A 21,110-nucleotide genomic window follows, 5' to 3' on the forward strand; every position below is an offset into this window, starting at 1 on the left:
GCCGAAACGCACAGAACCGCGAGCCCCGTACACAAACGTACGGCGCCCGCGGTCAGTGCGTGCGTGGTATGCCGCCCAACCCCCGGAGGGGTTACGCGGACTTGCGGCTGTCTCGCGGGTGTACCGCGATGTTCATCGCGCCGGAGCGCAGCACCGCCAGGCGCTCCTCGAGGACCTCTTCGAGTTCCTCTCGGGTGCGCCGCTCCATCAGCATGTCCCAGTGCGTACGCGCGGGCTTGGCCTTCTTTTCCTCAGGGCCGTCGCCGTCCACCAGGAGTGCCTGGGCCCCGCAGACCTTGCACTCCCACTCCGGCGGAATCTCCGCCTCGACCGAGAAGGGCATCTCAAACCGGTGCCCCTTCTCGCATGCGTACTCCACGGCCTGGCGCGGGGCCAGGTCGATGCCGCGGTCCGTCTCGTAGCTGGTCACCACGAGGCGCGTGCCGCGAAGAGCTCGCTCACTCATGAATCGTGCCTCCCGGGCTTGTCGCCCACAGGACAGGTGTCGCTGTCGTCGTCATCCGGTCAACGTCCGGTCGGCGGTAAAGATTCCCGTTCCGGGTCATGCGTCGCCGTCGTAGCCGCCCCTTGTTGTACCCACCGTCGCCCGGTTTGTCACATCTGGCAGCAGATGTCACCCAACGCTTCAGTATCTTTGACGCGCAGTAACGGTACGCCTGGCAGGCCAAACGCGTACACTACCGGCCTTTGGCCCCGGGCGCTAAATCCTGTCCGGTACGGGATTGCCCGCGTCGCGCACCGCCTGCCGCACCGGGACCCGCGCGAGCAGCACGAATCCGATGACGAAGAAGGCCACGAGCGAGATGATCGCGTCCCGATAACTTCCCGTCAGCTGGTAGGTCAACCCGAACAGAAGCGGGCCCAGCCAGCTCATGCCCCGGTCGCTCATCTCGTACGCCGAGAAGTACTCGGCCTCCTTGCCGCCCGGCACCAGATGCGAGAACAAGGAGCGCGACAGGGCCTGACTGCCGCCCAGGACCAGGCCGATGCCTGCGGCGAGGACGAAGAACCAGACGGGCGCGCCGGCGGGCAGGAAGTACCCGGCGGCGAGTGTCACGGTCCAGGCGACGAGCGAGCCGAGGATCGTGCGTTTCGCGCCGTACGTGCGCGCCAGCCGCCCCATTCCCAGGGCGCCCCCGACCGCGAGCACCTGCACCAGCAGCACCGCCACGATCAGGGTCGACTGACTGAGCCCCAGCTCCTCGGACCCGTACACCGAAGCCTGCGAGATGACGGTCTGGATGCCGTCGTTGTAGACGAGGTACGCGAGCAGGAAGGCGAGCGTGAGCGGTTTGCCGCGCATGTCCCGCACGGTGGCCGCCAGCTGCCGCCAGCCGTGGACGGAGGCGGAGGCGGCAGCGGTCGTACGGCGGTCGCGCAGCCGCTTGAGCGGTACGAGGGTGAAGGCGCCCCACCAGACGCCCGCCGAGGCCAGACAGATGCGTACGGCCGTCGACTCGGAGACGCCGAAGGTGTCGTGGGCCGTGAACAGGATCAGGTTCGCGACCAGGACGAGTGAACCCGCCGCGTAGCCGAAGGCCCAGCCTCGCGACGAGACGGCGTCGCGCTCCTCGGGCGGGGCGATCTGCGGCAGGTAGGAGTTGTAGAGGACCATCGACACGGCCACCGAGGCATTGGCGACGATCAGCAGCAGGCCGCCGAGCAGATAGCGGTCCCCGTCCAGGAAGAACATGCCCGTGGTGGCCGCGGCGCCCAGATAGGCGGCGGCCGCCAGCAGGGGCTTCTTGCGGCCCGTGCGGTCGGCGGCCGCGCCCGCGATCGGCATCACGAAGATCGACAGGATGACGGACGCCGAGACTGCGTACGCGAAGAAGGAACCGGCCCGGATCGGGATCCCCAGCGGATGGACGAAACCGTCCGCGTCCGCCGCGTGTTTGGCGACCGATGTCAGATAGGGACCAAGGAAGACGGTCAGCACGCTCGTCGAGTAGACGGAGCACGCCCAGTCGTAGAAGTACCAGCCGTGTTGCTCGCGCCGCCGCTCGGCGACCTCGTCGGCCTGCTCCGCCCGCACGGTGTCAGTGCCCACCCGTGCCCCTCGCTTCCCCGTGAACGGACCGCGCGAGGAGGCTCAGAACCAGGTGCCCCGGTCTTCCAGGACCTTGCGCAGCGTGTCGATGTGATCGGTCATGATGCCATCGACTCCCAGGTCAAGGAGCCGGTGCATCCGTTCCGGTTCGTTCACGGTCCATACGTGCACCTGAAGGCCGCGCGCGTGGGCGGCCCGGACGAAGCGACGGTCGACCACCGGCACGCCCGACTGGGACTCCGGTACCTGGGCGGCTATCGCCGAGCGCCGCAGCGGGACCGGTATGCCCCAGGAACGCAGCCGCAGACTGAGCACGCCGCGGGTGCCGTACGACGTCGCCAGGCGCGGCCCGGCCAGGCGCTGGGCGCGTGTGACGCGCGCCTCGGAGAAGGAGCCGACGCAGACGCGGTCCCAGGCGGCGGTGCGTTCGAGCAGGTCGAGCAGCGGCCGGAGGGCGGGCTCGGCCTTGACGTCGATGTTCCAGCGCACCTCGGGGAAGGCGTCGAGCAGGTCCTCGAAGAGGGGGACCGGTTCCGCGCCGGCCACGCGCGCGTGGCGCACGTCTTCCCAGGGGAGGTCCGCGATCCGGCCCGCCCCGTCCGTCACTCGGTCGAGGGTCGCGTCGTGGAAGGCGACCAGTTTGCCGTCCGCCGTGGCGTGCACGTCCGTCTCGATGTAGCGGTAGCCCGCCGCCACCGCGCGCCGGAACTGGGCCAGGGTGTTCTCCAGACCGTCCGCCGCCCCGCCCCGGTGCGCGAAGGCGATCGGGCCGGGGTGGTCGAGGTACGGATGGCGTCTGCGCGTGCTCACCCGGGCAGTATCGCGCGCTCCGGTTGACCGACGGCAACGACGGTGCTGCCGCCCGGTGCCGGGCGGACGGCGAACGCCCGCAGGAAGAGCTGGGCGAGGGGGCCGATCGCGACGGCGTAGAGCACCGTGCCGATGCCGACCGTGCCGCCCAGCGCGAAGCCGGTCGCGACGACCGCCACCTCCAGGACGGTGCGCACCAGGCGGATCGAGCGGCCCGTACGCCGGTGCAGACCCGTCATCAGACCGTCGCGCGGCCCGGGACCGAAGCGGGCCGAGATGTAGAGCCCCGTGGCCATGCCGTTCAGCACGATGCCCGCCACGAGCAGCGGAATCCGTACGGCCAAGGTGTGCGCCTCCGGTACCAGCGCGAGTGTCCCGTCCATGGCGATGCCGACCACGAAGACGTTCGAGACCGTGCCGAGGCCGGGGCGCTGGCGCAGCGGAATCCACAGGAGCAGCACCGCGGCGCCGACGATGATCGACACCACGCCGATCGTCAGGCCGGTGAGCTCGGCGAGGCCCTGGTGCAGCACGTTCCAGGGCTCCAGCCCGAGGCCCGACTCCACGAGCAGGGCCGAACTCGCGCCGTACAGCGCCAGGCCGACGTACAGCTGGACGAGTCGGCGCGGGAGCCGCCCGGACTCGGAGCGTATGGACATGAGAAGTCCCCCCAGTGGTGGTAGTGGCCTGACGCATGACACTCTGTGGCTTGGAAAGAAACTCCATCCATGGCCAATTCGGGGAAGGTGGACTGGGAATCATGGCGCAGTGGACTTCGGCGGTGGGCGCCGCACAGCTCGCGCGGCTCCTCAACTCCCAGCAGGAGCGCCCCGCCGGGGCGGGCACCCGTCGTCCGCCCGCCTATCGCGCGCTGGCCGACGGCATCCGGCTCCTGGTGCTGGAAGGCCGGGTGCCGGTCGCCGCGCGGCTGCCCGCCGAGCGGGAGCTCGCGCTGTCCCTGGCCGTCAGTCGTACGACCGTAGCCGCGGCCTATGAGGCGCTGCGGGCCGAGGGGTTCCTGGAGTCCCGCCGTGGAGCGGGCAGCTGGACCGCCGTGCCGGCCGGGAACCCGCTGCCCGCGCGCGGTCTCGAACCCCTGCCCCCCGAGGCGCTCGGATCCATGATCGACCTCGGCTGCGCGGCGCTGCCCGCACCCGAGCCGTGGCTCACCCGCGCCGTGCAGGGCGCCCTGGAGGAGCTGCCGCCGTACGCGCACACGCACGGCGACTATCCCGCCGGGCTGCCCGCGCTGCGCTCGATGATCGCCGAGCGGTACACCGCGCGCGGCATTCCGACCATGCCCGAGCAGATCATGGTGACGACCGGGGCGATGGGCGCGATCGACGCGATCTGCCATCTCTTCGCCGGGCGCGGCGAGCGCATCGCCGTCGAGTCGCCGTCCTACGCCAACATCCTTCAGCTGATGCGCGAGGCCGGGGCCCGGCTGGTCCCCGTCGCCATGGCCGAGGGACTCGCCGGGTGGGACATGGACCGCTGGCGGCAGGTCCTGCGGGACGCGGCACCCCGACTCGCGTACGTGGTGGCCGACTTCCACAACCCCACCGGGGCCCTCGCCGACGAGAACCAGCGGCGCGGGCTGGTGGACGCGGCGCGGTCCGCGGGCACCGTGCTGGTCGTCGACGAGACGATGAGCGAACTGGGCTTGGACGAGGGGCTGCGGATGCCGCGCCCCGTGTGCGGGTTCGACCCCGCCGGCTCGACCGTGATCACCGTCGGCTCGGCCAGCAAGGCCTTCTGGGCGGGCATGCGGATCGGCTGGGTGCGGGCGGCGCCGGATGTGATCCGCAGCCTGGTCGCCGCGCGCGCGTACGCCGACCTGGGCACCCCCGTGCTGGAGCAGCTCGCGGTGAACTGGCTGCTCAGCACCGGAGGCTGGGAGCACGCCGTGGACATCCGCCGGGGGCAGGCCCGCGAGAACCGCGACGCGCTCGTGGCCGCCGTGCGGCGGGAGCTGCCCGAGTGGGAGTTCTCGGTACCGCGGGGCGGCCTGACGTTGTGGGTACGGACGGGTGGGCTCTCGGGGTCGCGGCTCGCCGAGGTGGGGGAACGGGTGGGCGTCCGCGTGCCGTCCGGTCCCCGTTTCGGGGTCGACGGCGCCTTCGAGGGCTATGTCCGGCTGCCGTTCACCGTGGGCGGTGCGGTGGCCGAGGAGGCGGCGGTGCGGTTGGCCGCGGCGGCCCGGCTGGTGGAAACGGGTGCGAGCGGGGGGAGCGAGACGCCGCGCACGTTCGTGGCGTGACTCTGTGCACCCCCCTCCGCTCCTGCCCGACCCGTATCTGGAGCTCCGGCCCGGGCCCCGCTCCTCACACGCCGGACGGGCTGGTTCTCAGGCCGTCCGGCGTGTGAGGACCAGCGCGTCAGCGCGAAAGGGACGGTGCGCGTCAGCGCGATAGGGCGCGATAGGAACCGTGCGGGACGGACGCAGGGGGACGGTGCGGTGTGGAGCGGGCGAAGGGGGCCGGCCCTACGTCTCCGCGACCGCCGCCTCCGCAGGGAGCGCCTCCACGGGCGGCGCCTCCACGGGCAGCGGCTCCGCCTCGGCCGGAGTCGTCCGTTCCGGCAGCAGATCGAGGATCGCCTGCCGATGCGTCTCGCTCGTCGCTTCGTCGTACGGGTCCGGCGTCGCCGGGACCTGGAGGCGAAGGACGGGACCGGCCCCGAGCCGGGCGTAGCCGCGGCCGGGCGGCATGTCCCGGGTGGGGGTCGTGTGCGGCGGCGCGCCCAGGATCGCTTCCAGCTGGGCGGAGGTCGCCGGCCCGAGCACCACGCGCGCGCGGGTGTGCTGACGCACGGCATCGCTCAGGAATTCCAGGCAGTCGAAGTGCTCGGCCACGACGACCGTGACGCCCGCCGCACGCCCATGCCGGAGCGGGACCTGAAGGAGCTCCTGGGGGTCCTGGCGTCTGTCGGCGGCGGCCAAGTGGCCGAGCGCGCTGGGCCGGTCCAGCAGGATCCACAGCGGGTTCTTGGTGTCGTCCGGCGGAGGGTGCCCCGCCTGACGGGCGCGGTTCGCGGCGATCAACCGCCGCTCGGTCTCGTGCGCGGCCCATTCCAGGCTGGCGAGTGCACCCGACAGCCCGCACTCGACGGCCAGCACACCCGCCCGACCGGTCAGGCACGCGTACTCGCCGGTGGCGGCACCCTCGACGATGACGACATCGCCGTACTGGAGGGCCTGCAGGGCGATGGAGCGCATCAGTGTGCTGGTGCCGCTGCCGGGTTCGCCCGCCACCAGCAGGTGCGGCTCGGTCGAGCGCATCCCGGTGCGCCAGACGACCGGAGGGACGTCGCGATGTTCCTCACCGTGGGTGAGGGGGAGGGTGCGCGGGACGTCGGCCGGGTCGGTGAAGCCGAGGACGGTCTCGCCGGGGGCGGTCACGAAGCGCTGGGCGGCGATGTCGGTGGGGAGGGGCGGGAGGACCGCGACGGTGAGTTCGTTGCCCTCCTCGTCCCACGCGAAGTGGTACTCGCGGCCGCGCCCCGACTTGGCGTGCAGGAGCTGTTCGATGCGGGCGCGGGACTCCGGCTCGCCGTCCGTGAAGTAGGCCGGATAGCGGATGAGGAGACGGGACAGGCGCCCGTCGTCGTCGAAGTCGTGCGACGCGAAGGCCTTCTCCCAGTCACCGCCGTGGGCGTAGAGCGGGGCGGGGTCCTCGGCCGCGGAGAAGTACGGGACCAGGGCCTCGTAGAGGGACTGGAGGCGCTCGGTCTGGGCCTCGTCGGGGCCCGTCGGCGTGGGCGGGGTGTGGTCGCGGCCGGTCCAGGCTGCCGCCGCCATCAGGCTGATGGCGGCGAGCAGCGGCCCGTACGGCACCAGTGCCACGACCAGGATCACCGAGGCCACCAGGAACAGCAGCGGCCCGCGCCGGTCCTTGGGGGTGTCGGCCCACTTGCGCCGTCCGACACCTGCCAGGCGGTGCAGTCCTCGGGAGACCGTGATCAGCGGGTGGAGGACGTCGGTGGCGCTGTCGGCTGCCGTCCGGGCCAGCTCCCGGCTTCGGGCGATCTGTGCGCTGCCGTTGCTCAGAATTTGGGGGAGAGGGCGCCGGGCCACTGCTGTCTCCTGATGGTGCGTGCGAGAGGGAGGGACGACGTCAGAACTTGATCCCGCCGAGCAGGCTCGCCAGGCTCTCCCCGCCGGCCTTGATGCTCGGAGCGATGGCGGTGCTCGCGAGGTAGAAGCCGAACAAGGTCGACACCAGGCAGTGCGACGCCTTGAGGCCGTCCTTGCGGAAGAAGAGAAAGACGATGACGCCGAGCAGGACCACACCTGAGATGGACAGGATCATTTGTGCTCTCCTGGTTCGTGGGGACAGTCACCATGAGTACTTCCAGGATCACAGCATGTATCCATACGATAAAAGGTGCAACTGGGTGAATTCTGGCTGATTTCACCCGGCTGGCGGAGCTGTGCGAGGTCGCCTGCGCGGGGCTGTTGCGTCCGGCGGGTCCGCCGGAGTCTGGTGTGATCTTTGCCGTGGACGGTGCCGGTCATGTGCCGTCGGAGCCAGTACGCTGGCGATTCACCCGAACGGTTGCAGTGAGAGGCGGTCCGGCCGATGAGTGAAGCCCCCGACCCCGAGGTCGTGGAGCTGGCGACCAAGATCTTCGATCTCGCGCGTCGTGGCGAGACCGAGACGCTCGTGGCGTATGTGGACGCGGGCGTTCCGGCCAATCTCACCAACGACCGCGGCGACTCGCTCGTGATGCTCGCGGCTTATCACGGCCACGCGGACGCGGTACGCGCGCTGCTGGAGCGCGGCGCCGAGGCGGACCGGGTCAACGACCGGGGCCAGACCCCGCTCGCCGGGGCCGTGTTCAAGGGCGAGGAAGCCGTGATCCGGGTGCTCCTCGACGGGGGCGCCGATCCGGCCGCCGGGACGCCCTCGGCCGTCGACACCGCCCGTATGTTCGGCAAGACGGACCTGCTCGAACTGTTCGGCGCACCGTGACTCGAACGTTCTGACCAGCCGAAACGCAGGAAAAAGGGGAGGCGGAACGGGGCCGCCGGAAATACGGTCGCGGCAGGAAGAACTGCCGAGTCATCATGACGTCGTGAGTCACGGACGCGATGGCTGGGCAGGTGTTGCCGCACCGCGCGGGCCGTGATGCGGCCCGCATGGGCCACCGACGAGAGGCAGAGGAACATGGTCTACAGCAAGCAAGAAACGGCGGGCGCTCCGACGTGTTGTCACGCGGCCAGGTAATGCAGGATCCCGGTTGCGTCGACGCTTGATGTGAGGCTGTTTCCCATGTTCGATCCGGTCATAGCGCCCAGCGCCACGCTGCTCGGCCTGCTCCAGAGGGGCCGCGGCGACGGCACGCTGCACGCGCTCACCGCACCGCGCGCCGAAGCGCTCGCGGCGCTCAACCACTGTGTGCTGCGCGACCCCCGCCACGACTGGCAGGTGGAGAACCGCTCCCTGTACTACGCCCGTCTCTACCTCGATCTGAGCGGTGAGCTCGACGCGATCGAGCGGCACCTCTTCGATGCCGAGGACATCCTCGACACCTGCGAGTCACGCACGGGCCTCGCCCTCGCGGTCCTCGGGCACCTCGCCTCGTACGGCAGGCGCGACGCACTCGAACTGCTGCGCAGGTACGCGGCCTCCGGCACCAGCTGGGCCTGGGCCCTCGACGAGCTCGCCCTGCGGGACGACGACGCCGGGCTGCGCGCCCTGGCCGTGCCGGTACTCGCCCGCTTCCCCGCCGACGCGGAGGGTGACGCCGAACTCGCCGCCGCCGTGCGCGACGCCTTCGAACCCCGGCCCTGGCGGCTGTGGGCCGACGATCCGCGCGCTTCCATCGGCACGCGCGTGCGTGCCGCCCAGGAAGCCGGTTCCTTCGACCGCTGGCAGCGCCAGATGCGACCGTCCGGGCCCCGCCCGGGGTGGAGCGTGCAGGCCGTCTTCGACTGGGCCCAGCAGGGCATCGAACGCGGCGCGGCACTGCACGTCCCGGCCGCCCGCTGCCTCTCGGCCGTCGCCGGTCCCGAGGACCGGCCGGAGATCGTCGAGGCCGCGCGCCACGGCGGAGACGGCGCCCGCTGCACCGCCTTGCGCTATCTCGCCGACGGCAATGATCCGGACGCCCTCGATCTGATCGAGGGAGCCGTGGCGGGCGGTTCGACGGCCGTGGCCGAGGCCGCCGTCGACGCCTTCGAGCGGATGCGCAGCGTCGCCGCGGTCGACCGGGCACGCGGCTGGGCGCACCGGCCCGACACACTGGGCGCCGCCGCGGGACGCATGCTCGCCTGTCGGGGCGGAGCGCAGGACAGCGAACTGGTGCTGGGCGCACTGCGCGAGGCGGTACGGGGCGAAGGCCCGGACGCGCCGACCCTGTGGACCCTCGTCGACGGCACCGGACGGCTCGGCATCGCCTGTGCCGCACCCGTGCTGCGGCACATCTACCGCGAGACCGCCTCGTCCCATCTGCGCGGCCGCGCCGCCCGCGCCCTGGCCGCCACCGATCCCTCCTTCGCCGCCGGCTTCGCCGTCGAGTGCCTGTGGGACTGCGAGGAGACCACCCGCGAGGTCGCCGCACGGCATGCCGAAACCGGTGATGCGCGTGTGGTGGAGCAGCTTCGGCGACTGGCGGCGGATCCGGCCGAGGAGGCCGATGTCCAGACAGCGGTACGAAGCCGGATCGGGCCCGACATGCCCGCCGTATGAACGTTCGGTGACTCGCGAGTCAGGGGGGCGTGGACGCGGGCTGACCTGGACGGGTGCGGAGCGCAACGCTCACGGGACGTTCCTCGCCAGGAAAGATCCACGTTGACGCGACCACGTCCAGCGCGGCGAGAACACCCGTATGCGTGTCGTCATCGTGACCGAATCCTTTCCCCCCGATGTGAACGGCGTGGCCCACTGCGCGCTCCAGACCGCCCGGCACCTCGTCGATCGCGGTCACGCTCCCCTCGTCGTCGCCCCGGCCACCTCCCCCAAGTTCTCGGCTCCCCCCGAACAGGGCGGTGCCTTCACGGGGAGCGGGCCGGACGCTCTCGCGCCGTGCCCTGTCGTCCGAGTCCCCTCCCTACCGCTTCCGGGCTACCCCCAGGTCCGCGTCGCCCTCCCCAGCCGACGCGTCGCCGCGGCGATCACCGAACACCGCGCCGACATCGTCCACCTGGCCAGCCCCTTCATCCTCGGCGTCCGCGGCATGGCGGCCGCCGCCCGGCTCGGCATCCCCGCCGTGGCCGTCTACCAGACCGACCTCGCCGGCTACGCCCGTACGTACATCAGCGCCGGTGAGGCCACCGCGTGGCGGCGGATCCGCTCCGTCCACGCCGCCGCCGACCGGACGCTCGCCCCGTCCAGCGCGGCCCTGCGCGACCTGGAGGCACACGGTGTGCCCCGGGTACGGCTGTGGCCGCGCGGTGTGGACACCGTCCGCTTCCGTCCCGGGCACCGGGACGCGGCGCTCCGCCGTGAACTGGCGCCGAACGGCGAGCTGATCGTCGGCTACGTCGGCAGGCTCGCCCCCGAGAAGCACGTCGAGCTGCTGGCCGGCGTCTGCGGCCTGGACGGCGTACGCGTCGTCGTGGTCGGTGACGGGCCGAGCGAAACGACCTTGCAGAACGCCCTTCCCGGCGCCGTCTTCCTCGGGCGGCGCACCGGCGACGAACTCGCCCGGATCTTCGCCTCGTTGGACGTGTTCGCGCACACCGGCCCCTTCGAGACCTTCTGCCAGACCGTTCAGGAGGCCATGGCGAGCGGGGTGCCCGTCGTGGCGCCCGCCGCGGGCGGACCGCTCGACCTGGTGTCCCACGGCCGTACGGGGCTGCTGGTGCCGCCGGGCGAGGCGGCCGCCGTACGGGACGCGGTGTGGGCCCTGGCCGCCGATCCGGCTCTCCGGGCCGCCTACGGGGCCGCGGGACGTGCCATGGTCGAAGGTCGCACCTGGGCGGCCGTGGGCGATCAGCTCATCGGCCACTACGCCGATGTGCTCTCGGCGCGGAAGCTGGTGGCGGCATGAGCCTGCGCATCGTCCGGCTCGCCAACTTCGTCGCCCCCGCCTCCGGCGGTCTGCGCACCGCGCTGCGCGAACTCGGCGCCGGCTACCGGGCCGCCGGACACGAACCGGTGCTCGTCATCCCCGGTGAGCGCGCCACCGACCGCGAGACCGAGCAGGGGCGGGTGATCACGCTGCCCGGGCCGCTGCTGCCCGGGACGGGCGGCTATCGCGTGCTCACGGACAAGCGGCGGGTGGCCCGGCTGCTGGAGTCGCTCGCACCCGACCGCCTCGAAGTCTCCGACCGGACCACCCTGCGCTGGACCGGGGTGTGGGCGCGCCGGGCCCGGGTGCCCGCGGTGATGGTCTCCCACGAGACCGCCGACGGAGTGCTGCGGACCTGGGGGCTCCCGGAGGGGATGGCCCGGCGGACCGCCGACGCCCTCAACGTCCGTACCGCGCACACGTACGCGCGCGTCGTGTGCACCACGGAGTTCGCCGAGCGCGAGTTCGTCCGCATCGGCGCCCGCAATGTCGTACGCGCCCCCCTGGGCGTCGACCTGGTGGGCCGGCACCCCGGGCTGCGGGACCCCGGGCTGCGTGACCGCTACGCGCGCGTGGACGAGGCCTTGCTCGTGATGTGCTCCCGGCTGTCCGTCGAGAAGCGCCCGGGTACGGCGCTCGACGCGCTGGAGGCGCTGCTGCGGCGCGGTCGGCGTGCCGTCCTCGTCGTCGCGGGGGACGGACCGCTCAGGGCCCGGCTCGAACAGCGTGCCCGGGAGCGGAGGCTGCCCGTGACCTTCCTCGGACACGTCTGCGACCGGGCGCTGCTCGGCGCGTTGCAGGCCTCGGCCGACGTGTGCCTGGCTCCCGGGCCGGCCGAGACATTCGGGCTGGCCGCCCTGGAGGCGATGGCCTGCGGTACGCCCGTGGTGGCCAGCGCACTGTCCGCGCTGCCGGAGATCGTCGGGTCCGCCGGGGCCACCGCGGCGGACAGCGGGGACTCCTTCGCGGACGCCGTACGGCTGCTGCTCGGGCGGCCCGAGGGCGAGCGCAGGGAGGCAGCACGCGCGCGTGCGGAGTGTTTCGGCTGGGATGCCGCTGTGGAGGGCTTCCTCGCCGCGCACGACGCGGTGGTCGAGGCGGTCCCGCGCCTGCAGGAGGGCGTGGGATGAGACCCCTTCGGTTCGTGGCCCTCGGGGACTCGCTGACGGAAGGCGTCGGCGACCCCGTGGGCGAGGGGTGGCGGGGCTGGGCGGCACTGCTCGCGGACGGCCTCGGCGAGTCCGTCGAGTTCACCAACCTCGCGGTGAGCGGCGCTCAGACGCGCGACGTACTGGAGCGGCAGACTCCGGCCGCGCTGGCCCTCGCACCGGACGTGGTGTCCGTCGTGATCGGTGTGAACGACACCCTCCGGTGCACCTTCGACATCCACGCCGTGGCCGCCCGGCTCGACAAGGTGTACGCGGCCTTCCGGGACACGGACGCCGTACTGCTCACCGCCTGTCTGCCGGACCCCGGTGCGATGCTCGGGCTGCCGGGCGCGCTGGCTCGCCCGCTGGCCCGGCGGCAGCGTGCCGTCAACACGGTCGTGCACGCGCTGTCCGAGCGCTACCGAGCGGTGCACCTGCACGCGGCGGAGGGCGCCTGGCTGACGGACCGCGCGATGTGGAGCGCGGACCGGCTGCACCCGGGGGAGCGGGGGCACCGGCAACTCGCCCTCCGTTTCCACGCGTTGCTCGCCGCGGAGGGCCTCGCCGGCGGGCCCGTGCCCTCGGCCGAGCCCGAGTTCCCCGTGCCCACCCGGTCGGCCGACCTGTGGTGGCTGGCCACCGCGGGGACGGGGTGGGTGGCCCGGCGGTGCATGGACCTGCTGCCGCAACTGCTCACCCTGGCCGCCGCCGAGGTGCGCCACCGGGCGCGCGGCACCAGCGCGCGACTCGACCTGAGCGCCTCGCACGCCGTCGCGTCCGCGCTGGCCGCGCTGTCGGTGGCGGAACAACCGGACGCGGCATGACGGTTCGGCGGTCTTCTCAACCGCCCTCTCGCCGACGGCGTACGACCATGAAGCGCACCGGCGTACCCGGGACCGCCTGGGCCGCCGCGGGCAGGTCGGCCGGCCGGACCACCGCGATCACCGGGTAACCCCCGGTGGTCGGATGGTCGGCGAGGAACACCACCGGTCGGCCGTCGGGCGGTACCTGGACGGCGCCCAGAACCATGCCCTCACTGGGAAGTTCACCGGAAACGGCCCTCTCCAGTGAGGGCCCTTCCGTGCGCAGGCCGATGCGGTTGCTCGCGGAGGACACCCGGTAGGCGCGGGTGGCCAGGGTGCGGACGGCGGACGCCGTGAACCAGTCGTCCCGTGGCCCCGGCGTCACGCGCAGGACCAGCTCCGAGGGCGGTCCGGCGTGGGGAACGACGTCCACGCGCGCGTGGACGCCATCGGGGCGCCCCAGGGGCAGCACCGTGCCGTCCGCGAGGGGCGGGGGGCCGAGTCCCGAGAGAAGGTCCGTCGAGCGGCTGCCGAGGACGGGGTCCACGGCCACGCCGCCGGACACGGCCAGGTAACTGCGTACCCCCGCGCGCGCGGGGCCGATGTCCAGGAGTGCCCCGGCGGGCACGCGCACGGGTGCGCCCCAGGGCGCCGGACGGCCGTCCACCGTGACCGCGCAGGGCGCGCCCGCGACGGCCACGGTGACCGCCGAACGCGGGCGCAGGGCACAGCCGTTCAGGGTCGTCTCCAGGACGGCCGCCTGCGCCCGGTTGCCGACGAGCCGGTTGGCCAGTGCGGCCGCGGGCGCGTCGAGCGCGCCGGAGCGCGGTACCCCGAGGTGGGCGTGGCCGGGGCGGCCCTGGTCCTGGACGGTGGTCAGGGCTCCGGCGCGGACGACGGAGAGGGCCCGGTCGGTCATGGACACCTCGACTGAGCGTGGCGGAACGGGGTTGTCATGGGTGGGTCGCTGGTGCGATGGGGGGTCGGGGTTGTCATGGGTGGCTCGCTGGTGCGATAGGGCCGGGGCTGTCATGCGTGGCTCGCCGGCGCGATGGGGGCCGGGGCTGTCATAGGTGGTTCGCCGGTGCGATGGGGGTGAGGGTTGTCATGTGCGTTCCGCCGGTACGAAGCGGACCCGCGCCCCTGGGGTCAGGAGCGCGGCCGGTACGCGCGCGTGGTCCCACAGCACCGCGTCCGTCGTACCGATCAGCTGCCAGCCGCCCGGGGACGAGCGGGGGTACACGCCGGTGTACGGGCCCGCGAGCGCCACGGAACCGGCCGGAACCGCCGTGCGCGGAGTCGCCCGGCGCGGCACGTCGTAGCGGGGCGGCAGCCCCGTGAGGTAGCCGAAGCCGGGCGCGAAACCGCAGAAGGCGACGCGGAACTCGGCCGCCGCGTGGATCTCCGGCACTTCCCGCTCGCGCACGCCCCACAGGGCGGCCACATCCGCGAGATCGGGACCGTCGTACCGTACGGCGATCTCGATGGCCTCGCCCGCGCGCGCGGGGAGCGCCGGGATGTCCCAAGCGGGCAGCCGCTCCGCCAGGCTCACCGGGTCGTCCAGGCCGTCCAGCAGGACCGTGCGCGCCGCGGGGACGATCTCCCCTACGGACAGGGAGCCCTCCGCGCGCCGGCGCAGCAGTTCGGCGTGCAGGGCCTGGGCCGCGTCGCCCGAGGAGACCTCCACCAGCAGGGCGCGGTCGCCGACCGGCAGCACCCTCATGCGAACGCCGCCACGAGGACGCCCGAGGACTCCAGCCCGGCCCGCACCCGGCGGGCCAGCTCCACCGCGCCCGGAGTGTCCCCGTGCAGGCACAGCGAGCGCGCGCGGACCGGGATGCGCTCCCCGGAGCAGGAGGTCACCGTGCCGAAGCGGGCCAGGCGCACCGAGCGTTCGACCACCGTGTCCGCGTCCGTGATCACCGCGCCGGACCGGGCGCGCGGCACCAGGGTGCCCTCCTCGGTGTACGCGCGGTCCGCGAACGCCTCGGTGACGGTGGGCAGTCCGGCCCGCTCGGCCAGCTTCAGGAAGCGGGAGGACGGCAGGCCGAGGACGGGCAGGGTGGCATCCGCCAGCCGTACGCCCTCGACGACCGCCCCGGCCTGTTCCTCGTCGTGTACGACGCGGTTGTAGAGCGCGCCGTGCGGCTTCACGTACGACACGCGCGTGCCCGCCGCGCGCGCGAAGACCTCCAGGGCGCCGATCTGGTACGCCACTTCGGCCGTCAGCTCGTCGGACGGCACGTCCATCGCGCGCCGCCCGAACCCCGCCAGGTCGCGGTAGGAGACCTGGGCGCCGATCCGTACCCCGCGCTCGGCCGCCAGCTCGCACACCCGCCGCATGGTGGCCGCGTCCCCGGCGTGAAAGCCACAGGCCACGTTGGCGCTGGTGACGACGGACAGCAGCTGTTCGTCGTCGGTGAGGCGCCAGCGGCCGAAGCCCTCGCCGAGGTCGGCGTTGAGATCGATCGGGGTCATGAGGTGCGGTTTCTCCTTCATCGGCTGGTGCTCAGGCCACGCGGTACTGCTCGTCGCGGGTGTCCGTCAGGAACATCTCGCCGGGTGCGTGGGTGATCGCGAACGGCGGACGGGACGCCATCACGGCCGCCTGGGGCGTCACTCCGCAGGCCCAGAACACCGGGATGTCGTCCGGCGCCACGTCCACCGGATCGCCGAAGTCGGGGCGCGAGAGATCCTCGATGCCCAGCACCGACGGCTCACCGCAGTGCACCGGACTGCCGTGCACGGCGGGCAGCAGACTGCTCTCCCTGATCGCCGCGGCCAGGTGCTGCGGCGGCACCGGGCGCATCGACACGACCATCGGGCCGTGCAGCCGCCCGGCCGGACGGCACTGGCGCCCCGTTACGTACATGGATACGTTGCGGCCCTGCTCGATGTGGCGCATCGGGACGCCCGCCTCGGTCAGCGCCCACTCGAAGGTGAAGCTGCACCCGATGAGGAACGAGACCAGGTCGCCGCGCCAGTGCTCGGTCACCTCGGTGGGTTCGTCGACCAACTCGCCGTGCTCCCACACCCGGTAGCGCGGCAGATCGGTGCGCAGGTCCGCGCCGTCCGCCAGCACGGTCTCCCACGAGCCCGCGTCGGTGACGTCGAGGACCGGGCACGGCTTCGGGTTGCGTTGGCAGAACAGCAGCATGTCGTACGCCCAGTCGGCGGGCACCGAGATCAGGTTCGCCTGGGTGTGACCCGCGGCGACTCCGGAGGTGGGGCCCGACACCCCCGAACGGAACCGGGCGCGCGCCTTCCCGGGGGTCCACGCGTGCGCGTGCTCGGCGAGGAGGCTCGACGGGCGATCCTGGGTGGTGTGGCTCACAGCAGTTCCTTCCCACGGGTCTCGGGGAGTCCGAGCAGGGCCAGCGCCGCGAGGGCGTAGCCGATCGCGCCGAAGACCAGCGCGCCGCCCACGCCCCAGCTGTCGGCGAGGAAGCCGACCGTGGTGGGGAAGGCGGCGCCCACGGCGCGGCCCGTGTTGTACGTGAAGCCCTGGCCGGTGCCGCGCACGGCCGCGGGGTACAGCTCGCTGAGGAACGAGCCGAAGCCGCTGAAGATCGCCGACATACAGAAGCCGAGCGGGAAACCGAGCACAAGGAGCAGGGTGTTGGCGCCGCTCGGGATGTTCGCGTAGGCGAGGATGCAGGCCGCCGACAGGATCGCGAAGAGCAGGATGTTGCGCTTGCGGCCCAGCCTGTCGGTGAGATAACCGCCGGTGAGGTAGCCGAGGAAGGCTCCGGAGATGAGGAACGTGAGGTAGCTGCCGGTACCGACGACGGACAGGCCCCGCTCCGTCTTCAGGTACGTGGGCACCCAGGTGGCCAGCGTGTAGTAGCCGCCCTGGACGCCGGTGGAGAGCAGGACCGCGAAGAACGTGGTGCGCAGGAGGCCGGGGCCTTCGGCGGTGGCGGGCTTGAAGATCGCCACGAACGAGCCCTTGTCGGCGCTCTTCTCGCGCACGGCGGCCGCTTCCGGGGCGTCCTGCACCCGGCGCCGCACCCATACGACGAGCAGCGCGGGCAGCGCTCCGGTCCAGAACATCACGCGCCAGGCGAGGTCGTCGCCGAGGAACTGGAAGACCAGTGTGTAGACGACCACCGCCAGACCCCAGCCGACCGCCCAGGCACTCTGGATCGCGCCGAGCGTCCGGCCCCGGTGCTTGGGGCTCGCGTACTCGGCGACCAGGATCGCGCCGACCGCCCACTCGCCGCCGAAACCGAGGCCCTGAAGGGCCCGGAAGACCAACAGCGTCTCGTAGTTGGGCGCGAAGCCGCAGGCCACCGTGAACACCGCGTACGTGATCACGGTGATCATCAGCGCCTTGACGCGTCCGATCCGGTCCGCGACCACACCCGCGATCGCGCCGCCGACCGCCGAGACGACCAGCGTGACGGTGGTGAACAGGCCGGTCTGGCCGCTGTCCAGGCCGAAGTAGGCGGCCAGCGCGACCATGCTCAGCGGCAGTGTGAAGTAGTCGTAGGAGTCGAGGGCATAGCCGCCGAACGCGCCGGCGAAGGCGCGCCGGCCGCGCGGACCGAGCGCCCGCAGCCAGGCGAACGCGCCTTCCCGAGCGGTGGGTTCACCCGTGCCGGGTGGGGTCTCGGCCTTCAGGGCCCGGGACGGAGGGGTCGTGCTCATGGGCACCTCGCAGTGAGGGACGGAGGGTGCTGGGGACTGAGCCGTGCCGTGCCGTGCGGAAGCGGTGGACACCGGAGCAGTGCTGTCGGCGTCTGCACGCCAAGGTAGAGGATCGTTGAACGATCCCTCAATACCCGTGTTGTTTCGTTCTCGTATCTGCGATTGAATTCCGGGCATGGCAGAGCTGACGGAACTTGCCGACGATCGCGCACTGCTGGGCCGCACCAGTACCGCCGAACGGGTCTCGGACATCCTCAGAAGCCGGATCGCCGAGGGGTTCTTTCCGCCCGGGACGCGCCTGTCGGAGGACAGCATCGGCGGCGCGCTCGGTGTCTCGCGCAATACCCTGCGCGAGGCGTTCCGGCTGCTCACGCACGAACGGCTGCTGGTGCACGAGCTCAATCGTGGGGTCTTCGTGCGGGTGTTGACCATTGAGGACGTTCAGGACATTTACCGCACACGGACCCTCGTCGAGTGCGCGGTGGTCCGCGGTCTCGACGAGCCGCCGTACGCCGTGGAGGGTCTCGCCGAGGCCGTCGCGGACGGGCGACGGGCGGCGCGCGAAGGTGACTGGAAAGGTGTCTCCACCGCCAACATCCACTTCCACCGGGAACTGGTCGCGCTCGCCGGGAGCGCCCGCACCGACGAACTCATGCGCAGCGTCTTCGCCGAACTGCGCCTCGCCTTCCACGTGGTGGACGACCCGCGCCGGCTCCACGAGCCGTATCTCGCCCGTAACCGTGAGATCCTCCAGACCCTCCAGGCGGGCGACCGGGACGGCGCCGAGCGGCTGCTGGCCGGCTATCTCGACGACTCGCTGAACGGGCTCGTGGAGGTGTACGGGCGGCGGGTGGCCGACGGGGCGCAGGGGATCGGCTGAAGCGGTTCGGGTACGGTTCGCAACCCGCGCCGGGTCCGTCCGGCGCGACGGACCCCCCGCGGCTGTGAGCTGCCGTGACGGCCGGTCGCTTCTGCGCCGTTTCGACCGGTGTCAGACCGAGGACCTAGTCTGTGCACCGTGACTTCGCCTGCATCGACGGACAGCGTTCCGCCCCAGCTCAGCGCGGGGCCGCGCCCCGCGCCGGGCCCGGCCGCCGACGAGGGCCTGGCGCGGCGGCTGCGCGCGCTCGCCTGCACCGCGCCGCTGCACGACCTCGACGTGCGCAAGGCGAACCTCGCGGGTGAGTACACGGTCTACGGGATGGCGGAGGTCGCCCTCGCCGCCATCGACCTCGTCACCTTGAACATGGACTTCGACACCGGCGCCGACCACGACCAGATAGTGGCCAGGCTCATCCCGCGCATCGCCGCCCAGGCCCCGCGGCGGCCCGTCGCCGAGCACGAGCGCGTGGCCCGCTGGGTCCTGGAGAACCTGATCAACGTCGGCAGCGTCGACCGCGGCTTCCGCGCCGTGTACGGCACCTTCGCGCCCGACGGCTCCTATGTCCGCCGCGACTACGACTTCAAGCTGATCGAAGAGGTGCCCGGATACGGGGGGAGCGTCTATCTCCGTACGACCGACGAAGCCGTCAACGTCCTCGTCGGCGCCCTCGACACCGACGTCACCAGCGCGCAGATCGCCGCCGAGGTCAAGCTGGAGGTCCTGATCAGCCGCGGGCGGCTCGCCGACGCGCAGCTCGCCGCCGAGCAGGCCCGCTACCGGACCGTGCAGTACTCGGAGACGCTCAGGAAGGCACTGGACGCGACCCGGCGCAATGTGCGAGCCGTCGACTGGCTCCAAGCCGTGCCCGACATGATCGCCGAGGCCCTCGACCACGTCGCCGACCGCTATCGGCACGAGAACGCGATCCTCACCAACATCCGCAAGGCCCGCGACGAGTCCGAGGACCCCGAGCAGAAGCGCCGCGCCGCCGAGCTCGTCGACATCGTCAAGGACTGCATCCGCAGGCACACACAGCTCCAGTCCCGGCTCCTGGAGGCGGGCCCGCTCTTCCGCGCCGAGCAGGACCGGCAGGCCTTCGCCACGCCCATGACGACGTCGGGGATCGACCTCTACGGACATCTCGTCGCGCCGGTGCTGCCGCTGCCGATGGAGCAGGCGCTGCGCGTGACCGACGCGTTCTTCGCCCGTGGGACGGGGCTGCGCACCCCGGTCGCCGTCCGGGTGGGTGATCTCGTCGACATACTGCTGACACCGCCCCTGGAGCGGGAGCACCTCGGCGCGGAGATGCCCGAGCCGGATCTGATCGCCACCCCCGACGACAGCCGGTTCAGTGAGGAGCAGCTGGCCTCCGCCATGGAGTTGCTCGATCTGCCCGCCGATGCGCCGCGGCGGCTGTCCGGCTTGCTGGCCGAGGCCCGCCGACGGGACCCCGAACTGCCTTACCTGGTCGCCCTGTTGGCCGTCCACGCGGCCAGCCCGCCGGTCGGGACCGCCTATCGGCAGGGTGAGGAGAAGCTGTTGTTCGCCGTGGACGACGGGACCGAGCTGGATGATCCCGAGTTCGGCGGGGCGGACCTCATCGTGGGGATGGCTCTGCTGGATGCGGCCGCAATGGCCGCCGACCGGACGGAGGCCGCGTGAACCACGGGTCGTCCCTCCGCGGCGGGTCGTCCATGACTGGTCGCGCCCACGCGGCGGTGCCGCATGACGTAACGCCCCGCGCCCCTCACGGGGCATCTCCTCTCACCTTCGTATGCCAGACCAAGGAGTCTCAGCCGTGACCGAGCACGTCGAGTGGAGTGAGCCGGAGACAGTCGCCGCGCCGGCGAATGCCCCCGTCACCCCGGCCGACGCCGCCGACGCGGCGCGGCTCGTCGCCTTCGGGCTGCAGCCCAAGCTGCAGCCCGCGCGGGACCAGGAGTACGCGGAGCTGCTGCGGCGGTATCGCGAGGATCCGCCGTTCGCGCGGCTGGCCGACGCCGTGGCCGCCGGGCTCGGGCTGGTCGTGCTCGAAGTGTCCCCGCGCGCGGGGATGGCGGTGACGGCCGCCGAGGACTCCGTGTTCGCCGTCCGCATGGGCGACTACGCGCGTCGGACGGCGGCCGACTCCGGGGACCGCTTCCTGCACGGACTCGCCCACCTCGCGGTCGCCGCCATGGCGTTCCCGCGCCCCGAGGACCTCGCGGACGACGGATACATCGGGCGCGTCTCGGTCAACGGCGTCGACGCGTTCGTACGGCAGGCCTGCCGCCGCCTGGAGGAGCGGGCCGGGGAGCAGGGCGAGAACACCGACCCGGCGAGCGATGCGCCGGGTCTGGAGGCGGCCTGGCGGATCTGGGCGCGGCGCAGTTCCACCGGGGCCACCAAGGACGCGCGAAGACTGGCCGGCTCGACCACCGGCATCGTCGGCAAGGCCGTCGCGTTCCTCACCGACTCGGGGTTCCTGCAGCGCACCGGGGACGACGGGGGAGGGACGTACCGGACGACGGCCCGCTATCAACTCCAGGTCCGTGACATGGCGGGCAGCGCGGCCCTGGCCGAGCTCCTCGACCTGGGCATCGTCCCGGTGACCGACGGCACCGCGACGCTGCTGCCCGCCGAGGACACCGACGACCTGGAGCTCGCGGCCGGAGCGGGACTGCCGTTCCACTCCTGAACCTCCTGAGAGTCACCTCCTGAGAATCCCGAACTTCTCGGCAGTGTCCTGA

Annotated in this window: 20 protein-coding genes; 9 read left to right on the top strand and 11 right to left on the bottom strand. The window is 72.4% G+C overall.

Annotated elements, in window-relative coordinates:
• Window positions 1–91 precede the first annotated feature (91 nt).
• The 4 genes from ACFVXA_RS25795 to ACFVXA_RS25810 form a co-directional block, all read right to left on the bottom strand.
• Window positions 92–466, bottom strand: coding sequence for an RNA polymerase-binding protein RbpA (locus ACFVXA_RS25795; RefSeq protein WP_003977404.1), 375 nt, complete (start codon window positions 464–466; stop codon window positions 92–94).
• A 255-nt stretch (window positions 467–721) separates the two neighbouring features.
• Entirely contained in the window at window positions 722–2,071 is a 1,350-nt protein-coding gene (locus ACFVXA_RS25800) for an MFS transporter (protein WP_389513881.1), read from the bottom strand.
• A 42-nt stretch (window positions 2,072–2,113) separates the two neighbouring features.
• On the bottom strand, window positions 2,114–2,881 hold the full coding sequence (locus ACFVXA_RS25805; RefSeq protein ID WP_383741630.1) for a glycerophosphodiester phosphodiesterase: 768 nt from the start codon (window positions 2,879–2,881) through the stop codon (window positions 2,114–2,116).
• Window positions 2,878–3,540: a hypothetical protein gene (locus ACFVXA_RS25810; RefSeq protein ID WP_362025909.1), complete on the bottom strand. Its 663-nt coding sequence runs from the start codon at window positions 3,538–3,540 to the stop codon at window positions 2,878–2,880. Before ACFVXA_RS25810 ends, ACFVXA_RS25805 begins: the two co-directional genes overlap by 4 nt.
• 101 nt (window positions 3,541–3,641) lie before the next feature.
• Here ACFVXA_RS25810 and ACFVXA_RS25815 point away from each other — a divergent pair, with 101 nt between their 5' ends.
• Window positions 3,642–5,141, top strand: coding sequence for a PLP-dependent aminotransferase family protein (locus tag ACFVXA_RS25815; RefSeq protein ID WP_362025912.1), 1,500 nt, complete (start codon window positions 3,642–3,644; stop codon window positions 5,139–5,141).
• Between the two features lie 225 nt (window positions 5,142–5,366).
• Here ACFVXA_RS25815 and ACFVXA_RS25820 read toward each other — a convergent pair whose 3' ends face one another.
• Both ACFVXA_RS25820 and ACFVXA_RS25825 read right to left on the bottom strand, forming a co-directional pair.
• Window positions 5,367–6,956: an ABC transporter ATP-binding protein gene (locus tag ACFVXA_RS25820; protein ID WP_390026854.1), complete on the bottom strand. Its 1,590-nt coding sequence runs from the start codon at window positions 6,954–6,956 to the stop codon at window positions 5,367–5,369.
• A gap of 40 nt (window positions 6,957–6,996) precedes the next feature.
• A complete protein-coding gene (locus ACFVXA_RS25825) occupies window positions 6,997–7,191 on the bottom strand; it encodes a hypothetical protein (RefSeq protein ID WP_028803620.1) in 195 nt (64 codons plus the stop codon).
• A 270-nt stretch (window positions 7,192–7,461) separates the two neighbouring features.
• Between ACFVXA_RS25825 and ACFVXA_RS25830 the strand changes: the two genes are divergently transcribed.
• The 5 genes from ACFVXA_RS25830 (at window position 7,462) to ACFVXA_RS25850 (ending at window position 12,869) form a co-directional block, all read left to right on the top strand.
• Window positions 7,462–7,854, top strand: coding sequence for an ankyrin repeat domain-containing protein (locus ACFVXA_RS25830; RefSeq protein WP_362025919.1), 393 nt, complete (start codon window positions 7,462–7,464; stop codon window positions 7,852–7,854).
• Window positions 7,855–8,154: 300 nt separating this feature from the next.
• Entirely contained in the window at window positions 8,155–9,573 is a 1,419-nt protein-coding gene (locus tag ACFVXA_RS25835; RefSeq protein ID WP_362025922.1) for a HEAT repeat domain-containing protein, read from the top strand.
• 139 nt (window positions 9,574–9,712) lie between these two features.
• Window positions 9,713–10,876: a glycosyltransferase family 1 protein gene (locus ACFVXA_RS25840; protein WP_362025925.1), complete on the top strand. Its 1,164-nt coding sequence runs from the start codon at window positions 9,713–9,715 to the stop codon at window positions 10,874–10,876.
• Window positions 10,873–12,027, top strand: coding sequence for a glycosyltransferase (locus tag ACFVXA_RS25845; protein WP_383741643.1), 1,155 nt, complete (start codon window positions 10,873–10,875; stop codon window positions 12,025–12,027). The genes ACFVXA_RS25840 and ACFVXA_RS25845 overlap by 4 nt, the downstream gene beginning before the upstream one ends.
• Window positions 12,024–12,869 (top strand): SGNH/GDSL hydrolase family protein, encoded by an 846-nt coding sequence (locus ACFVXA_RS25850; protein WP_390026856.1) that lies wholly within the window; start codon window positions 12,024–12,026, stop codon window positions 12,867–12,869. The genes ACFVXA_RS25845 and ACFVXA_RS25850 overlap by 4 nt, the downstream gene beginning before the upstream one ends.
• A gap of 16 nt (window positions 12,870–12,885) precedes the next feature.
• On the opposite strand, the gene ACFVXA_RS25855 is transcribed toward ACFVXA_RS25850, so the two are convergent.
• The 5 genes from ACFVXA_RS25855 to ACFVXA_RS25875 all read right to left on the bottom strand — a co-directional run bounded on the left by ACFVXA_RS25855 (window position 12,886) and on the right by ACFVXA_RS25875 (window position 17,498).
• Window positions 12,886–13,767, bottom strand: coding sequence for a biotin-dependent carboxyltransferase family protein (locus ACFVXA_RS25855; protein ID WP_362025934.1), 882 nt, complete (start codon window positions 13,765–13,767; stop codon window positions 12,886–12,888).
• Window positions 13,768–13,953: 186 nt separating this feature from the next.
• On the bottom strand, window positions 13,954–14,571 hold the full coding sequence (locus tag ACFVXA_RS25860; protein WP_383909221.1) for an allophanate hydrolase subunit 1: 618 nt from the start codon (window positions 14,569–14,571) through the stop codon (window positions 13,954–13,956).
• A complete protein-coding gene (locus ACFVXA_RS25865) occupies window positions 14,568–15,326 on the bottom strand; it encodes a 5-oxoprolinase subunit PxpA (protein ID WP_362025939.1) in 759 nt (252 codons plus the stop codon). Before ACFVXA_RS25865 ends, ACFVXA_RS25860 begins: the two co-directional genes overlap by 4 nt.
• A 31-nt stretch (window positions 15,327–15,357) precedes the next feature.
• The gene (locus tag ACFVXA_RS25870) at window positions 15,358–16,182 is read right to left on the bottom strand and encodes a putative hydro-lyase (RefSeq protein ID WP_390026859.1); all 825 of its coding nucleotides are present in this window, start codon (window positions 16,180–16,182) and stop codon (window positions 15,358–15,360) included.
• The gene (locus ACFVXA_RS25875; protein WP_384020573.1) at window positions 16,179–17,498 is read right to left on the bottom strand and encodes an MFS transporter; all 1,320 of its coding nucleotides are present in this window, start codon (window positions 17,496–17,498) and stop codon (window positions 16,179–16,181) included. The genes ACFVXA_RS25870 and ACFVXA_RS25875 overlap by 4 nt, the downstream gene beginning before the upstream one ends.
• A 175-nt stretch (window positions 17,499–17,673) precedes the next feature.
• On the opposite strand from ACFVXA_RS25875, the gene ACFVXA_RS25880 reads away from it, so the two are divergent.
• The 3 genes from ACFVXA_RS25880 (at window position 17,674) to ACFVXA_RS25890 (ending at window position 21,058) form a co-directional block, all read left to right on the top strand.
• On the top strand, window positions 17,674–18,378 hold the full coding sequence (locus ACFVXA_RS25880) for a GntR family transcriptional regulator (protein ID WP_362025948.1): 705 nt from the start codon (window positions 17,674–17,676) through the stop codon (window positions 18,376–18,378).
• 138 nt (window positions 18,379–18,516) lie between these two features.
• Entirely contained in the window at window positions 18,517–20,043 is a 1,527-nt protein-coding gene (locus ACFVXA_RS25885) for a hypothetical protein (RefSeq protein WP_390026861.1), read from the top strand.
• A 136-nt stretch (window positions 20,044–20,179) separates the two neighbouring features.
• Complete coding sequence (locus ACFVXA_RS25890; protein WP_362025954.1) at window positions 20,180–21,058, top strand: hypothetical protein; 879 nt, start codon at window positions 20,180–20,182, stop codon at window positions 21,056–21,058.
• Window positions 21,059–21,110 lie beyond the last annotated feature (52 nt).

Origin of the sequence: Streptomyces sp. NPDC058246, from assembly GCF_042881985.1 — a bacterium.
Classification (GTDB): Bacteria; Actinomycetota; Actinomycetes; order Streptomycetales; family Streptomycetaceae; genus Streptomyces.

Bases quoted from the DNA above. Each gene is read 5' to 3' on its own strand.
- ACFVXA_RS25795 (WP_003977404.1), bottom strand. From the start codon at position 466: ATGAGTGAGCGAGCTCTTCGCGGCACGCGCCTCGTGGTGACCAGCTAC.
- ACFVXA_RS25810 (WP_362025909.1), bottom strand. From the start codon at position 3,540: ATGTCCATACGCTCCGAGTCCGGGCGGCTCCCGCGCCGACTCGTCCAG.
- ACFVXA_RS25815 (WP_362025912.1), top strand. From the start codon at position 3,642: ATGGCGCAGTGGACTTCGGCGGTGGGCGCCGCACAGCTCGCGCGGCTC.
- ACFVXA_RS25825 (WP_028803620.1), bottom strand. From the start codon at position 7,191: ATGATCCTGTCCATCTCAGGTGTGGTCCTGCTCGGCGTCATCGTCTTT.
- ACFVXA_RS25830 (WP_362025919.1), top strand. From the start codon at position 7,462: ATGAGTGAAGCCCCCGACCCCGAGGTCGTGGAGCTGGCGACCAAGATC.
- ACFVXA_RS25835 (WP_362025922.1), top strand. From the start codon at position 8,155: ATGTTCGATCCGGTCATAGCGCCCAGCGCCACGCTGCTCGGCCTGCTC.
- ACFVXA_RS25840 (WP_362025925.1), top strand. From the start codon at position 9,713: ATGCGTGTCGTCATCGTGACCGAATCCTTTCCCCCCGATGTGAACGGC.
- ACFVXA_RS25845 (WP_383741643.1), top strand. From the start codon at position 10,873: ATGAGCCTGCGCATCGTCCGGCTCGCCAACTTCGTCGCCCCCGCCTCC.
- ACFVXA_RS25850 (WP_390026856.1), top strand. From the start codon at position 12,024: ATGAGACCCCTTCGGTTCGTGGCCCTCGGGGACTCGCTGACGGAAGGC.
- ACFVXA_RS25855 (WP_362025934.1), bottom strand. From the start codon at position 13,767: ATGACCGACCGGGCCCTCTCCGTCGTCCGCGCCGGAGCCCTGACCACC.
- ACFVXA_RS25860 (WP_383909221.1), bottom strand. From the start codon at position 14,571: ATGAGGGTGCTGCCGGTCGGCGACCGCGCCCTGCTGGTGGAGGTCTCC.
- ACFVXA_RS25865 (WP_362025939.1), bottom strand. From the start codon at position 15,326: ATGACCCCGATCGATCTCAACGCCGACCTCGGCGAGGGCTTCGGCCGC.
- ACFVXA_RS25875 (WP_384020573.1), bottom strand. From the start codon at position 17,498: ATGAGCACGACCCCTCCGTCCCGGGCCCTGAAGGCCGAGACCCCACCC.
- ACFVXA_RS25880 (WP_362025948.1), top strand. From the start codon at position 17,674: ATGGCAGAGCTGACGGAACTTGCCGACGATCGCGCACTGCTGGGCCGC.